Below are 14,234 nucleotides of genomic sequence, written 5' to 3' on the forward strand. Positions count from 1 at the left end.
CGCGTGGGAACCGCGTGTTGCCGGAGCGTGGATCGGGAACAGGCAGGGCGCTGGATTCGTTCTCCGACGGAGAGGACCGGCGTCCCGGCAGCACCGGTGCAGACCGGGTTCAAAGGAAGCAGGAGGCTCGGCGTTCAGGGTTCTCTCAGCAGCAGTCCCTACGGTCAGAGAGGTCACAGTTGAGACGACGTCGCGAGAAGGAGATGCCCGTGGCATCCGACGCACCCGTGGTCCCCAGCTGGGAGGAGATCGTCGCCCAGCACTCGGATCGCGTCTACCGCCTCGCCTACCGCCTCACCGGGAACGCCGCCGATGCCGAGGACCTCACCCAGGACGTCTTCGTGCGGGTCTTCCGCTCGCTCTCGACGTACACCCCCGGCACCTTCGAGGGCTGGCTGCACCGGATCACCACGAACCTGTTCCTCGACCAGGCCCGCCGCAAGCAGCGGATCCGGTTCGATGCGCTGTCCGACGAGCGGGCCGCGCGGCTGACCAGCGACACCACCCCGCACGGCCACGTCGACGACCGCATGTTCGACGACGACGTCGAGCGGGCCCTGGCCCAGCTGCCCCCCGACTTCCGTGCCGCTGTCGTGCTCTGCGACATCGAGGGCCTGTCCTACGAGGAGATCGCCGAGATCCTCGACGCGAAGCTGGGGACGGTCCGCTCCCGTATCCACCGCGGCCGGGCGATGCTGCGCAAGGAGCTGGCGCACCGCGCCCCGAGCGAGGGCCGGGTCCGGTACGCCGGGCCGCACCCGACCGGGACCCCGGAGGCGGTCCGGTGATCGGGCATGTCGGCAACCGGGTCAGTGCCCTCGTCGACGGCCAGCTCCCCGCGGCGGAGTCCGAGCGGCTGTGGGCGCACGTGCACACCTGTCACACCTGCCGGTTCGCCGTCGAGCGCGAGGGCTGGGTGAAGACCCGGGTGTCCGAGCTCGGCCTGGCCGGCCCGCAGCCGTGCGCTCCCGGTCACCTGACCGGCAGCCTGGCCCGGGTGACCGCCCTCGGCTGGCCGGAGCCCGAGATCGAGCCCGCCCACGACCGGCGCCGCCTCATGGCCGCTGCGATCGGGGTCGGATCGGTCGGCGCCGCGTTCATCGGCGTGTTCGCGATGACCGTGCCCGCTGCCCAGACCCCGGGCCTGGACCGGCGCCTCCCGACCACCTCCCTGACCCGACCCTCCGAGTCCGGTTCCCAGGGCGGCCAGGACACCACCGGTGCCCGTGAAGGCCGCCCGGCCCGGCAGCTCCGGCTGGGCACCACCGCCTCCGCGCGGCTCGCCCTGGCCGTCACCCCCGAGTCGAAGTGAGTGAGAATCACGCCGTGAACGACCAGCAGCAGTCCGGACCCGAGCGCCCCGACGAGCCCGCCGACGTCGAGCACACGCTCCGGCTGCCGGGCGAGCAGGCCCAGCAGCAGGCACCGCAGCAGGCCCAGCAGCAGGCGCCGCAGCAGGCCCAGCAGCAGGCCCAGCAGCAGGCCCAGCAGCAGGCGCCGCAGCAGGCGCCGCAGGGCTACCCGCAGTACGGCCAGTACGGCCAGCAGCCCTACGGCCGGTACGGCGCACAGCAGCAGGGGGCGCACGCCCAGCAAGGGGCGCCGTCGTACGTCCCGTCCGGCCCCGCGTCGTACTCCCCGACCCAGCAGCAGGGCCGCGTCTACCCGCAGCCGTACGCCGGCTACGGCACCGCGGGCCCGTCGTACCCCCAGGCGGAGCGCAAGGAGAAGCGCCGTGGCGCCCTCTGGCCGGTCGCCGTGCTCGCGCTGGTGGTCGGCCTGGTCGGCGGTGCCGTCGGCGGGGCGGTCGTCGACCAGTGGCAGGAGGCCACCCAGGACCCCGGCCGCACCAGCGGTGGGCTGGCCGACGTCGACACGGTCTCCAAGGCGCCGCTGCCCGCCGACAACGGCAGCATCGCGGCGGTCGCGAAGAAGACCCTGCCGAGCACCGTACAGATCATCGCCAAGACCGGCGGCGACGAGAGCAGCGGCGCCACCGGCTCCGGCTTCTTCCTCGACAGCCAGGGCCACGTCGTCACCAACAACCACGTGGTCGCCGAGGCCGCCGACGGAGGCGAGATCGAGGTCATCGACCAGGCAGGCAAGCGGTACCCCGCGACGGTGGTCGGCCGCAGCCCGATCTACGACCTGGCGGTGCTCTACCTGAAGAACCCGCCGAAGGACATCAAGCCGGCCTCGCTCGGCAACTCCACCAACCTCCAGATCGGTGAGGGTGTCGTGGCGATCGGCTCGCCGCTCGGCCTGAGCAGCACCGTCACCTCCGGCATCGTCAGCGCGCTCGACCGGCCGGTGACCACCGGCGGCGACGCCAACAACGTCGCGTCGTACATCAACGCCGTGCAGACCGACGCCGCGATCAACCCGGGCAACTCCGGTGGCCCGCTGGTCGACATGCGCGGCCAGGTCGTCGGCGTGAACTCCGCGATCGCCACCACCGGCGGCAGCCTCGGCGGCGAGTCCGGCAACATCGGCGTCGGGTTCGCGATCCCGATCGAGCAGGTCAAGGTCACCGCCGACCAGATCCTCAAGGACGGCGAGGCGCGGTACCCCGTGATCGGTGCTTCCGTGGACAGCGACGGCTCCGGCGACGGCGCCCACATCAAGGATGTCGAGAAGGGCAGCCCGGCCGAGCAGGCCGGCCTCGAGAAGGGCGACGTGGTCACCGCGCTGAACGACCGTGCGGTCACCGACAGCCCGACCCTGATCGTCGCGATCCGCTCGCACCTGCCCGGTGACGAGGTCACCCTCACCGTCGACCGCGACGGCCAGACCAAGAAGCTCCAGGTCACCCTGGACTCGAAGGTCGGCTGAGCCGCATCCCCGGGGGCAGCAGGATTCCCCGGTCGACCGGGGAAACCCGTGCCTGTCAGGGAAAGCATTGCCTGACAAGCGACAGATTCCCCGGTCGCCCGGGGAATCATCCGGCAGGGGTGACGACCGGTCAGTCGGCGCGGTAGCGGGGGTCGACGTCCTCGGCGTCGATGCCGAGCAGCTCGGCGACCTGCTCGACGACGATCGTCAGCACCAGGGCCTCGAGCTCCTCGCGGGTGGCGCCGCGCTGCTCGATCGGGCGGCGGAACAGCACCAGCCGGCTCGGGTTGCCGCCGGTGCCGCGGATCAGCGACGAGAGCGGGACGGTGTCGTCGTCCCAGTCGTCGGGGATCAGCGGCGTGTCCTCGACGGCGTACTCGACCAGCCCCAGCCGGTCGTGCCAGCGCTCGTCGACGTCGGTGACGATCCCGAGCACCAGCTTGTCGAACTGCGCGCGCCGGTCGGGCTGCGGGCGCACCACGCGCTGCCCCGGCGCGGTGGCCGGCAGCACCCCCGGTCCCCGTGGTCCGCGCCCCCGCCGGTCCCTGATCCTCGACCTCACACCGCGAGCCTAATCGGGGCGTGCTCGGGTCCCGGGTAGCGTCTCCCACGTGAACCCAGCACGTCGTTGTTCGCGGACTGCGTGCGGCCGCGCGGCGGTCGCCACGCTGACCTACGTGTACGCCGACCAGACCGCCGTGCTGGGCCCGCTGGCGACGTACGCCGAGCCGCACGCCTACGACCTCTGCGACTCCCACAGCGAGCGGCTCAGCGCCCCGCGCGGCTGGGAGGTCATGCGCCTGGCGCCCGACCCGTCGACGCTGGAGCCGTCCAGCGACGACCTGCTCGCGCTGGCCGACGCCGTCCGTGAGGCCGCCCGCCCGGTGCCCGCCCCGCAGCCCATCGGTCTCGCCGGCGTGGAGCCGCTGGACACGATCCGCGAGGGCACCCGGCGCGGCCACCTGCGGGTCCTCACCACGGACTGACCCGACAGTGGTGCCGACCGCCGATGGCTCCGCCGGCCGCCTGACGGCACCGGGCCTCGCCGACTAGGCTCCCGACCATGCCGGACACCGAGCCCGACACGCAGCCCGCCAGCTCCACGCTGGACCCCACGAACCTCGACGCCGTCTTCAAGGCCTACGACGTCCGCGGGCTGGTCGGCTCCCAGGTCGACGAGGAGCTGGCCCGTGCGGTCGGCATCGCGTTCGTGGCCGAGGTCGGGGCCCGGACCGTGGTGGTCGGCCACGACATGCGTGAGTCCTCGCCTGCGCTGGCCGGCGCCTTTGCCCAGGGAGCGACCGACGCCGGCGCCGACGTGGTGATGATCGGGCTGGCCTCGACCGACCAGCTGTACTTCGCCTCCGGACATCTCGGGCACCCGGCGGCGATGTTCACCGCCAGCCACAACCCCGCGACGTACAACGGGATCAAGCTGTGCCGCTCCAGCGCCGCCCCGGTCGGTCGCGACTCCGGCCTGGCCGCGATCCGCGACCGGGTCGCCGCGGGCGCGACCGTCCGTGCCGGTACGCCGGGCCAGCTCACGCACACCGACGTGCTCGCGGCGTACGCCGCGCACCTGCTGTCCCTGGCCCCGGTGCGGGGTCGCCGGCTCAAGGTGGTGGTCGACGCCGGCAACGGCATGGCGGGGTACACCACGCCGGCGGTGTTCGGCCGGCTCGGAGACGTCGTGGACCTGGTCCCGCTGTACTTCGAGCTCGACGGCACCTTCCCGAACCACGAGGCCAACCCGATCGACCCGGACAACCTGGTCGACCTCCAGAAGCGCGTGGTCGCCGAGGGCGCCGACATCGGGCTGGCCTTCGACGGGGACGCCGACCGCTGCTTCCTCGTCGACGAGCAGGGCGGGCTCGTGTCGCCGTCGACGCTCACCGCGCTGATCGCCGCCCGCGAGCTGGCCCGCGAGCCCGGCGCCACCGTGATCCACAACCTGATCACCTCGCGCGCGGTGCCGGAGATCGTCACCGAGCTCGGCGGCACCCCGGTCCGCACCCGGGTCGGGCACTCCTTCATCAAGACCACGATGGCCGAGACCGGCGCGATCTTCGGCGGCGAGCACAGCGGCCACTTCTACTTCCGCGACTTCTGGCGCGCCGACTCCGGGATGCTGGCGGCGCTGCACGCGCTGGCCGCGCTCGCCGAGACCGACCAGCCGCTGACCGCGCTGCTCGCCGACTACGAGCGGTACGTCGTCTCCGGCGAGATCAACTCCACCGTCGCCGACCAGGCGGCGGTGCTGGCCGAGCTCCGGGCGACGTACGGCGAGCGGCCGGGTGTGACGGTCGACGAGCTGGACGGCCTGACCTTCGCCCACGAGGACTGGTGGTTCAATGTTCGCGCCTCGAACACCGAGCCGCTGCTCCGCCTCAACGCGGAGGGCGCCGACGCGGCGACGATGGCCACCATCCGTGACGACGTACTCACCGTGATCAGGAGAGACCAGTGAACCTCGACAAGCAGCTGCTCGACATCATCGTGTGCCCGGACTGCCACGGCAGCCTGGTCGCCGAGGGCGAGGAGCTGGTCTGCCAGGGATGCGGGCTCGCCTACCCGGTGCGCGACGACATCCCCGTGCTCCTGGTCGACGAGGCCCGGAAGCCCTCCTGAGGCACCGATGGCCGGCTACTTCGACGAGTCCCGGCTCGAAGACGAGCGTGCCCTCGGCGGGTACGACGCCCTGCTGCGCGACCTCGCCGAGTCGGGCGCGCGCGTGCGCCGCGAGGCCGTCGAGGCCGCCGAGGCGACCGCGGAGGCGTGGGAGCGCAACCGGGACGTCCGCCCGCGCGCGGTGATCGCCGCCGGTCCCGACTCGCGGCTTCTGCGCGCGGTGCTCGAGCCGTGGTGCCCGGTGCCGTTCGTGGCCTGGCCCGGGTCGCAGCTCCCCGGGTGGGCCGGCAGCCTCGACCTGGTCGTGATGCTGGCACCCGAGCGCTCCGACCCGGCCGCGGCGTCCGCGGTCGCGGAGGCGGTGCGCCGCGGCTGTCAGGTCGTGGTGGCCTGCGCCCCCGACTCGATGGTGGCCGAGCACGCGGCCGGCCGCTGGACCTCGATCCTGCCGACCCGCTCGGGCGACCAGCTGGCGACCGCGGTGGTCATGCTGGACTACCTGCACCGGGTGGGCCTGGGCCCGACCACGGACGCCGACGAGGTGGCGACCGCGCTCGACGACGTCGCCATCGCTTGCTCGCCGCACCGCGACCTCGCGGTGAACCCGGCCAAGGTGCTGGCGATCGCGCTGGCCGACGCCAACCCGCTGGTGTGGGGCGGGTCGGTGCTGGCCGCCCGCGCCGCCCGCCGGGTCGCGGAGTCCCTGCGCCGGGCGGTCGGCCGCGGCGCGCTGGCCGGTGACGCCGAGCACCTGCTGCCGGTGATCGAGGCGGCCCGCCCGCGTGACGTCTTCGACGACCCGTTCGGCGACGAGCCGGCCGATCGCCGGCCGGTGCTGCTGGTGCTCGACGACCGCGCCGAGGACGCCGTGGTCCGCGAGCAGCGCGGTCGGCTGCTGACCGCCGCCGACTCGCGTGGCGTGCGGGTCGAGACGGTGTCGACCGAGGCCGAGAGCGAGGTCGCGCGCTACGCCTCGCTCACCCTCCACGGCCGCTACGCCGCGGCGTACCTCCAGGTCGGCCACACCGACTGACCGGGCCCTCGCACCCCGTCGATCGGTCACGAACCGCACGTTCCTGCCGCGATCTCGCGCGGTCGGGGACCCAACCGCAACGATCCCGGCGCTCGCTAGGCTTGCGCGCGTGACGACGCACAGGGCCGGACGGCGGGTACGACGAGCGGGGGAGACCCGGTGAGCGGCGGCTTCTTCGCGCTCCTCGACGACGTCGCGGTGCTCGCCCGCCTGGCGGCTGCGTCCGTCGACGACGTCGGTGCCGCGGCCGGACGCGCCAGCGCCAAGGCCGCCGGCGTGGTCGTCGACGACACCGCAGTCACCCCGCAGTACGTCCACGGCGTCGCCGCCGAGCGCGAGCTGCCGATCATCAAGAAGATCGCGGTCGGCTCGCTGCGCAACAAGCTGCTGTTCATCCTCCCGGCCGCGCTGCTGCTCAGCCAGTTCCTGCCGTGGCTGCTGACCCCGTTGCTCATGGTCGGCGGCACCTACCTCTGCTACGAGGGCGCCGAGAAGGTCTGGGAGAAGGTCAGCGGACACACGCCGCAGGAGGAGCTCCGCACCGAGCTCGGCCCCGAGGAGGAGGCCGCGATGGTGCGCGGCGCCATCCGGACCGACTTCATCCTCTCCGCCGAGATCATGGTGATCGCGCTCAACGAGGTCGCGGACCAGCCCTTCGTGTCGCGGGCGATCATCCTCGTCGTGGTCGCCATCGCGATCACGATCCTGGTGTACGGCGTGGTCGCAGCCATCGTGAAGATGGACGACGTCGGCCTCAGCCTGACCCAGCGGAGCTCGCAGGGCGTCCAGCGGTTCGGGCACGGCTTGGTCAAGGCGATGCCGCGGCTGCTGGCGGTGATCTCGGTGGTCGGCACGATCGCGATGCTCTGGGTCGGCGGCCACATCCTGCTGGTCGGTGTCGACGAGCTCGGCTGGCACGCGCCGTACGACGCGGTGCACCACGTCGAGGAGGACGTGCACCACGCGGTCTCCGGGATCGGGGCGGCCCTCGGCTGGCTGGTGAACACGTTCTTCTCCGCCGTCGTGGGCCTGGTGGTCGGTGCGGTCGTGGTCGCGGTCATGCACGTGCTGCCGTTCGGCAAGAGCCACGGCGAGGGTCACGGCGAGGGCCACGGCGAGGGTCACGGCGAGGGTCACGGCGAGGGTCACGGCGAGGAGCCCACGGACGAGCACGACGCGACCGCGGGGCAGCCCACGGGCGAGCACGGCCCGGACGGCGAGGAAGACCCGCCGGGCCGCGGGCCGGAGGGCACCACCGCCTGACGCCGTACGACGGGTCGGGACGCGTGTTGCGCGGTGCGTCGAGAATTCCCGGACGTGGGGATCCCGGGGCTACATTGGATCGACTGCCCGCCCGACGGAGGACATACACAAACATGGACTACAAGGTCGCCGACCTCTCCCTGGCCGACTTCGGCCGCACCGAGATCTCCCTCGCCGAGCACGAGATGCCCGGGCTCATGGCGATGCGCGAGCGCTATGCGGCGAGCAAGCCGTTGGCCGGTGCCCGGATCGCCGGGTCGCTGCACATGACGATCCAGACGGCCGTCCTGATCGAGACCCTGGTCGCGCTGGGCGCCGAGGTCCGCTGGGCGTCCTGCAACATCTTCTCGACGCAGGACCACGCCGCCGCGGCGATCGCGGTCGGCCCGACCGGCACCGCGGAGAACCCGCAGGGCATCCCGGTCTTCGCCTGGAAGGGCGAGACCCTGGAGGAGTACTGGTGGTGCACCCAGCAGATCCTCCGCTGGCCGGACGGTCAGTTCGCCAACATGATCCTCGACGACGGCGGCGACGCGACCCTCCTGCTCCACCTCGGGGTCGAGGCGGAGAAGAAGGGCCAGGCCCCGGACCCCGCCACCGCCACCAGCACCGAGCAGCGGATCATCTTCGAGGTCCTCACCGAATCGCTCGCCGAGTCCGGCGACCGCTGGTCCAAGATCGCCAACGAGATCAAGGGCGTCACCGAGGAGACCACCACGGGCGTGCACCGGCTCTACGACATGATGAAGGAGGGCTCACTGCTCTTCCCGGCCATCAACGTCAACGACTCGGTCACCAAGTCCAAGTTCGACAACAAGTACGGCTGCCGCCACTCCCTCGTCGACGGCATCAACCGCGCCACCGACGTCCTCATCGGCGGCAAGGTCGCCGTGGTCTGCGGGTACGGCGACGTCGGCAAGGGCTGCGCGGAGTCGCTGCGCGGCCAGGGCGCCCGTGTCATCGTGACCGAGATCGACCCGATCTGCGCGCTGCAGGCCGCGATGGACGGCTACCAGGTCTCCACCCTCGAGGACGTGCTCCCGATCGCCGACATCGTGATCACCGCGACCGGCAACAAGGACGTCGTCTCGGCCGAGCAGATGAGCCGCATGAAGCACCAGGCGATCGTCGGCAACATCGGCCACTTCGACAACGAGATCGACATGGCGGGCATCGAGAACTGGCCCGGCATCGAGCGCAAGACGGTCAAGCCGCAGGTCGACCTGTTCACGTTCCCGGGCGGCCCGAGCATCATCATCCTGTCCGAGGGCCGGCTGATGAACCTCGGCAACGCGACCGGCCACCCGTCGTTCGTGATGTCGAACTCGTTCACCAACCAGGTCCTGGCGCAGATCGAGCTCTACACCAAGACCGAGGAGTACCCCACCGGCGTCTACGTGCTGCCCAAGCACCTCGACGAGGAGGTCGCGCGCCTGCACCTCGAGTCGCTGGGCGTCAAGCTCACCGAGCTGACCTCCGAGCAGGCCGACTACCTCGGCGTGGCCGTCGAGGGTCCCTACAAGTCGGAGCAGTACCGCTACTGAGCGGAGGCAGGGGAGTGGGGGCATGAGCACAGCACCGAGCGCGCCCAACGCGGCATCGGACTACGGCACCAAGGGGCGGGTCCTCGTCGTCGACGACGACGCGTCCCTCGCCGAGATGCTCACGATCGTGCTGCGCCAGGAGGGCTTCGACAGCCGGGTCTGCTCCCGCGGTGACCGGGCCCTCGCGGAGTTCCGCGACTACCGGCCCGACGTGCTCCTGCTCGACCTGATGCTGCCCGGCAAGGACGGCATCGACGTGTGCAAGGAGATCCGCGCCGAGTCCGGCGTGCCGATCGTCATGCTCACGGCCAAGGGCGACACCGTCGACGTGGTCGTCGGCCTCGAGAGCGGGGCCGACGACTACGTCGTCAAGCCGTTCAAGCCCAAGGAGCTGGTGGCGCGGATCCGGGCCCGGGTCCGCCGCCTGGACCCCGAGGTCCAGGAGAGCCTGACCATCGGCGACCTCTCCATCGACGTGGCCGGACACTCCGTCACCCGGGACGGCAGGCCGATCAACCTCACCCCGCTGGAGTTCGACCTCCTCGTGTGCCTGGCCCGCAAGCCGTGGCAGGTCTTCACCCGCGAGGTGCTGCTCGAGCAGGTGTGGGGCTACCGCCACGCGGCGGACACCCGACTTGTCAACGTGCACGTCCAGCGGCTGCGGTCCAAGGTGGAGCACGACCCGGAGAACCCCGAGATCGTGGTGACGGTCCGGGGCGTGGGGTACAAGGCCGGAACTGCGTAGGTCACGGTGGCCGAACGCAACCCCATGGCCGCCGTACGCCGCGGTCTCACCTTCTGGCGTCGCTCGATCCAGGCCCGGATCGTCATCAGCACGGTGCTGCTCAGCGCCCTGGTGGTCAGCGCCGTCGGGTGGTACCTCCTCCAGCAGACCCGCGACGGCCTGGTCGACAACCGGGTCGACGTGGTCCGCGCCGACGCGGCGCGGGAGACCGCCGAGGCCAAGGACCGCCTCGCCGCGGTGGTCGGCACCGACGACGACACGTCGCGCCAGCTCGAGCAGCTGATCGGGCCGATCGTCCTGCGCGGACAGTCGCGCGGCTTCTCCGTGGTGCTGGCCGGGCCGGTCGGCGACCGGCCGAGCGACCTGTCGGCAGGCGGCACCCGGACCTCCCCGGGCGTCGACCTGTCGTCGGTCCCGGACCGCCTGGTGCAGCACTTCGACGAGTCCCCGGCGACGGCGTGGACGTTCACCACGATCCGCACCGACGACGGGTCGGGACCCGAGGAGGTGCCGGGCATCGCGGTCGGCTCCCGGATCCAGCTGCCGGCGGACCGCGGCTTCTACACGCTCTACTTCCTCTACCCGATGAGCCAGGAGCAGGACACCATCGCGCTGGTGTCCCGCGCCCTGCTGACCGCCGGCATCCTGCTGCTGGTGCTGGTCGCCGGCCTCACCTGGCTGGTCACCCGGCAGGTGGTCAGCCCGATCCGGATGGCCCGCCGGGTCGCGGAGCGGCTCGCCGCCGGGCAGCTCGAGGAGCGGATGCGGGTGCGTGGCGACGACGACATCGCCCGCCTCGGCACGTCGTTCAACCAGATGGCCTCCAGCCTCCAGCGCCAGATCCGGCAGCTGGAGGAGCTCTCGCGCGTGCAGCGACGGTTCACCTCCGACGTCTCCCACGAGCTGCGTACGCCGCTCACCACGGTCCGCATGGCCGGCGACGTGCTGCACGACGCCCGGTCCGACTTCGACCCGACGACGGCACGGGCCTCGGAGCTGCTCCAGACCGAGCTCGACCGGTTCGAGGGACTGCTCACCGACCTGCTCGAGATCAGCCGCTTCGACGCCGGCGCCGCCGCGCTCGACCTCGACGACGTCAACCTCGTCGACATCGCGTACCGCGTGGTCGACATGACGCGCGGCCTGGCCGAGCAGCGGGGCACCTCGGTCACCGTCAAGGCGCTCACCGAGCCTTGCCTCGCCGAGGCCGACGCCCGCCGGGTCGAGCGGATCGTGCGCAACCTGGTCAGCAACGCGATCGACCACGCGGAGTCCGGAGGGATCGTGATCCTGGTGAACGGGGACGACCACGCCGCCGCGCTCGCCGTACGCGACTACGGCGTGGGCCTGGCGCCGGGCGAGGCCGCACTGGTCTTCAACCGGTTCTGGCGGGCGGACCCGGCCCGCGCCCGGACCAGCGGCGGCACCGGCCTCGGCCTGTCGATCTCGCTGGAGGACACCCACCTGCACGGCGGGTGGCTGCAGGCCTGGGGCATGCCCGGCCGGGGCGCCCAGTTCCGGCTGACGCTGCCGCGCCACGCCGGCGCGGTGCTGCGCCAGAGCCCGCTGCCGCTGGTGCCCGAGGATGCGGAGGACCGGAGCGCATGAGGACGAACCCGATGACACGCGCGCTCACCGGCGTGGTGGCCGCGCTGCTGGTCGCCACCGTCGCGGCGGGCTGCGTGCGCCTCCCCGACGACGGCCCGGTCAACGTGACCGCGGACCAGCAGGACACCACCCTCGACGAGGGCTTCCCGTACGTCCCGCAGCCGCCACAGCCCGGCGAGACCGCGACCGAGATCGTGCGCCACTTCCTCGACGCGATGACCGCGAACCCGATCCAGACCTCGGTCGCCAAGCAGTACCTCTCGACCTCGGCACGCGCGGCCTGGAACCCCGAGCGCCGGATGATCACGTACGCCGACGCGACGACGCCGACCGGCAACACCGACGTGGACGTCAACCTGATCGAGGCCAACCAGCTCGACTCGCGGGGTGTCTGGGGTGGCCCGGTCCCCCGGAAGGACGCACGGCTGACCTTCCCGATGACCGTCGAGGAGGACGAGTGGCGGATCGCCCGGGCGCCGAACGCGATGATCGTTTCCGACTCGTGGTTCGCGTCGAGCTACCGTCAGGTGTCGCTCTACTTCTTCGACCCGACCGGCCAGATCCTGGTGCCAGAGCCGGTGTTCGTGCCCTCGGGCGAACAGTTCGCCACCTCCCTGATCCGCGGGTTGCTGCGCGGTCCGGGCAACCAGCTGCGCGGGGTGTCGAGGTCCTTCATCCCGAAGGGGCTCACCCTGGACCTGTCCGTGCCGGTGTCCTCCGACGGCCTGGCCGAGGTGACCCTGCAGGGCGACATCTCCGGCCTCGACCCCGAGACCGTCGAGCTCATGACCGTCCAGATCGCGTGGACGCTGCGCCAGGACCCGAGCGTCAAACGGGTCCGGGTCACCGTGGGCGACACCCCGATCACCCTCGCCGGCGAGGGCCCCGACTTCGACGTCGAGATCGGCCAGTCCTACGACCCGGCCGGTGTCTACGCCTACCAGGACATGTTCGGCCTGCGCGGTGGTCGGATGGTCAACTCGGTCAACGGCAAGGAGACGCGGGTCAGCGGTCCGTTCGGCCAGCGCGACTACGCGCTCGGCGAGCTGTCGGTCGACCTCGCCGCCAGCGAGGTGGCCGGGGTGACCCGCGACCGCACGGCACTGCTGCTGGCACCCGTCGCCGCCGAGACCGGCCGCGTGGCGCGCCCGATCGTCTCCGGAGCGACCCACCTCCTCCACCCGGCCTGGGACCACGCCGACCGGCTCTGGGTGGTCGACCGCACCGCCGACGGGGCCCGGATCTCCTACGTGCAGGGCAACCGCCGGGTTCCGGTGCGGGTGCCGGGCATCAGCGGCGAGGACGTCGTTGACTTCCTGGTCTCGCGCGACGGGTCCCGGATCGTGGCCGCGATCGACCGCCCCGGCAGCGACATCGTGGTGACCTCGCGCGTGGTGCGCCGTGACTCCTCGATCCGGGCTTCCCGGGCGCACACCATCGTGCGCGGCGCCGGTGAGCAGCTCCAGATCCGCGACCTCGGCTGGCGGTCGCCGACAGAGGTGGCGATGATCTCCGCGGTGACGGACGCCCTGTCCGAGGTGCGCACGTTCTCGGTCGACGGCTCGCCCGACACCGAGCTCGGCGACACTCCCACCGAGCTGATCCGCGAGAACGTCGTCCGGCTGGTCAGCTCGCCGAACGCCGACCGGTCCGCCTGGGTGGTGGCCACCGACGGCTCCGTCATCGAGCTGTCGCCCGAGCGGGACGTCTCATCGCCCGTGCTCGGCATCCGGTCGCTGACCTACGTCGGCTGAGCCGCCCCGCTCAGCCGTCACCGTCCACAGGCGCCCGGGGCGCCGGTTGCGGAGCCGGCGCTGCGGCCGTGGGATGGCGGCGTGCTGGCACCGCTCGTCGACCTGGTCACCGGGTCGGCCTGCGCGGGCTGCGGCGAGCCCGGGCGGGTGCTGTGCCGGTCCTGCGCGGCCGGGCTCGGCGACCGGGCCCGCCCGGTGCGCCCCACGCCCTGCCCCGACGGTCTCGCCGCGTGCTGGGCGGCAGGGGAGTACGCCGGGCTGCTGCGGACCCTGCTGCTCGGCCACAAGGAGCACGCCCAGCTCTCGCTCCGCCGCCCGCTCGGGCGGCTGCTGGCCGGCGCGGTGGCCGGTCTGGTCACCCCGGACGGCGCCGCGGCGACCGCCCCGTGCGGACCGGTGGTGCTGGTCCCGGTGCCCTCGCGGTCGGCGACCGTCCGCGCCCGCGGCCACGACGCGACGTACGCACTGGTGCGGGCGGCCGGGGCCGTGCTCACCGCCGGCGGCGTCCCCGCGACCCCGGCCCGGCTCCTCCGTGTCGGGCGGGTGGCCGACCAGTCCGGCCTCGACGCCTCGGAGCGGGCTGCGAACCTGGCCGGCTCCATGCACTGTCCGGCGCCGGCGCTCGCTCGGCTCGCCCGGCGCCACCCGGCGGCGTACGTCGTGGTCTGCGACGACGTGCTCACCACCGGCGCCACCGCCCGCGAGGCACAACGTGCCCTGATGTCCTCCGGTGTGCCGTTGGTCGGGATTGCCACGGTTGCGGCCACGCGCAAACGCTCCCCGGGAAGTCAACCCCACTGACGGCTGGAATAGCGGCGAGGGAGGAA

Annotated in this window: 14 protein-coding genes; 13 read left to right on the plus strand and 1 reads right to left on the minus strand. The window is 72.4% G+C overall.

Translation table 11 applies throughout. The annotated features are described in order from the left end of the window. The first annotated feature begins 203 nt into the window (after window positions 1–203). The 3 genes from sigE to EKO23_RS03465 are packed head-to-tail and all read left to right on the plus strand — an operon-like array spanning window position 204 to window position 2,832. Entirely contained in the window at window positions 204–788 is a 585-nt protein-coding gene (sigE, locus tag EKO23_RS03455; RefSeq protein ID WP_217702431.1) for an RNA polymerase sigma factor SigE, read from the plus strand. Further along, complete coding sequence (locus EKO23_RS03460) at window positions 785–1,312, plus strand: anti-sigma factor (RefSeq protein ID WP_134714089.1); 528 nt, start codon at window positions 785–787, stop codon at window positions 1,310–1,312. The genes sigE and EKO23_RS03460 overlap by 4 nt, the downstream gene beginning before the upstream one ends. 14 nt (window positions 1,313–1,326) lie before the next feature. After that, a complete protein-coding gene (locus tag EKO23_RS03465; protein WP_134714091.1) occupies window positions 1,327–2,832 on the plus strand; it encodes a S1C family serine protease in 1,506 nt (501 codons plus the stop codon). A gap of 130 nt (window positions 2,833–2,962) precedes the next feature. Here EKO23_RS03465 and EKO23_RS03470 read toward each other — a convergent pair whose 3' ends face one another. Beyond that, a complete protein-coding gene (locus EKO23_RS03470; protein ID WP_134714093.1) occupies window positions 2,963–3,394 on the minus strand; it encodes a metallopeptidase family protein in 432 nt (143 codons plus the stop codon). Window positions 3,395–3,443: 49 nt separating this feature from the next. On the opposite strand from EKO23_RS03470, the gene EKO23_RS03475 reads away from it, so the two are divergent. The 10 genes from EKO23_RS03475 (at window position 3,444) to EKO23_RS03520 (ending at window position 14,208) form a co-directional block, all read left to right on the plus strand. Beyond that, window positions 3,444–3,818: a DUF3499 domain-containing protein gene (locus EKO23_RS03475; RefSeq protein WP_134714095.1), complete on the plus strand. Its 375-nt coding sequence runs from the start codon at window positions 3,444–3,446 to the stop codon at window positions 3,816–3,818. Between the two features lie 77 nt (window positions 3,819–3,895). Next, window positions 3,896–5,299, plus strand: coding sequence for a phosphomannomutase/phosphoglucomutase (locus EKO23_RS03480; RefSeq protein WP_134714097.1), 1,404 nt, complete (start codon window positions 3,896–3,898; stop codon window positions 5,297–5,299). Then, window positions 5,296–5,460 (plus strand): Trm112 family protein, encoded by a 165-nt coding sequence (locus tag EKO23_RS03485; protein WP_134714099.1) that lies wholly within the window; start codon window positions 5,296–5,298, stop codon window positions 5,458–5,460. Before EKO23_RS03480 ends, EKO23_RS03485 begins: the two co-directional genes overlap by 4 nt. 7 nt (window positions 5,461–5,467) lie before the next feature. Then, window positions 5,468–6,493, plus strand: a complete 1,026-nt coding sequence (locus EKO23_RS03490) for an SIS domain-containing protein (protein WP_134714101.1) — start codon at window positions 5,468–5,470, stop codon at window positions 6,491–6,493. A gap of 159 nt (window positions 6,494–6,652) precedes the next feature. Continuing rightward, entirely contained in the window at window positions 6,653–7,756 is a 1,104-nt protein-coding gene (locus EKO23_RS03495; RefSeq protein WP_134714103.1) for a DUF808 domain-containing protein, read from the plus strand. 113 nt (window positions 7,757–7,869) lie between these two features. Continuing rightward, window positions 7,870–9,300 (plus strand): adenosylhomocysteinase, encoded by a 1,431-nt coding sequence (gene ahcY / locus EKO23_RS03500; protein WP_134714105.1) that lies wholly within the window; start codon window positions 7,870–7,872, stop codon window positions 9,298–9,300. A gap of 22 nt (window positions 9,301–9,322) precedes the next feature. Then, window positions 9,323–10,045: an MtrAB system response regulator MtrA gene (mtrA, locus tag EKO23_RS03505; RefSeq protein WP_134714107.1), complete on the plus strand. Its 723-nt coding sequence runs from the start codon at window positions 9,323–9,325 to the stop codon at window positions 10,043–10,045. A 6-nt stretch (window positions 10,046–10,051) separates the two neighbouring features. After that, window positions 10,052–11,653: an MtrAB system histidine kinase MtrB gene (gene mtrB, locus EKO23_RS03510; protein ID WP_246050874.1), complete on the plus strand. Its 1,602-nt coding sequence runs from the start codon at window positions 10,052–10,054 to the stop codon at window positions 11,651–11,653. 11 nt (window positions 11,654–11,664) lie between these two features. After that, a complete protein-coding gene (locus tag EKO23_RS03515; protein ID WP_167880307.1) occupies window positions 11,665–13,407 on the plus strand; it encodes an LpqB family beta-propeller domain-containing protein in 1,743 nt (580 codons plus the stop codon). Window positions 13,408–13,488: 81 nt separating this feature from the next. Continuing rightward, window positions 13,489–14,208: a ComF family protein gene (locus EKO23_RS03520; protein ID WP_246050875.1), complete on the plus strand. Its 720-nt coding sequence runs from the start codon at window positions 13,489–13,491 to the stop codon at window positions 14,206–14,208. The last annotated feature ends 26 nt before the right edge of the window (window positions 14,209–14,234 follow it).

The sequence above is a fragment of the Nocardioides guangzhouensis genome (genome assembly GCF_004519545.1).
In the GTDB taxonomy this organism is placed as follows: Bacteria; Actinomycetota; Actinomycetes; order Propionibacteriales; family Nocardioidaceae; genus Nocardioides; species Nocardioides guangzhouensis.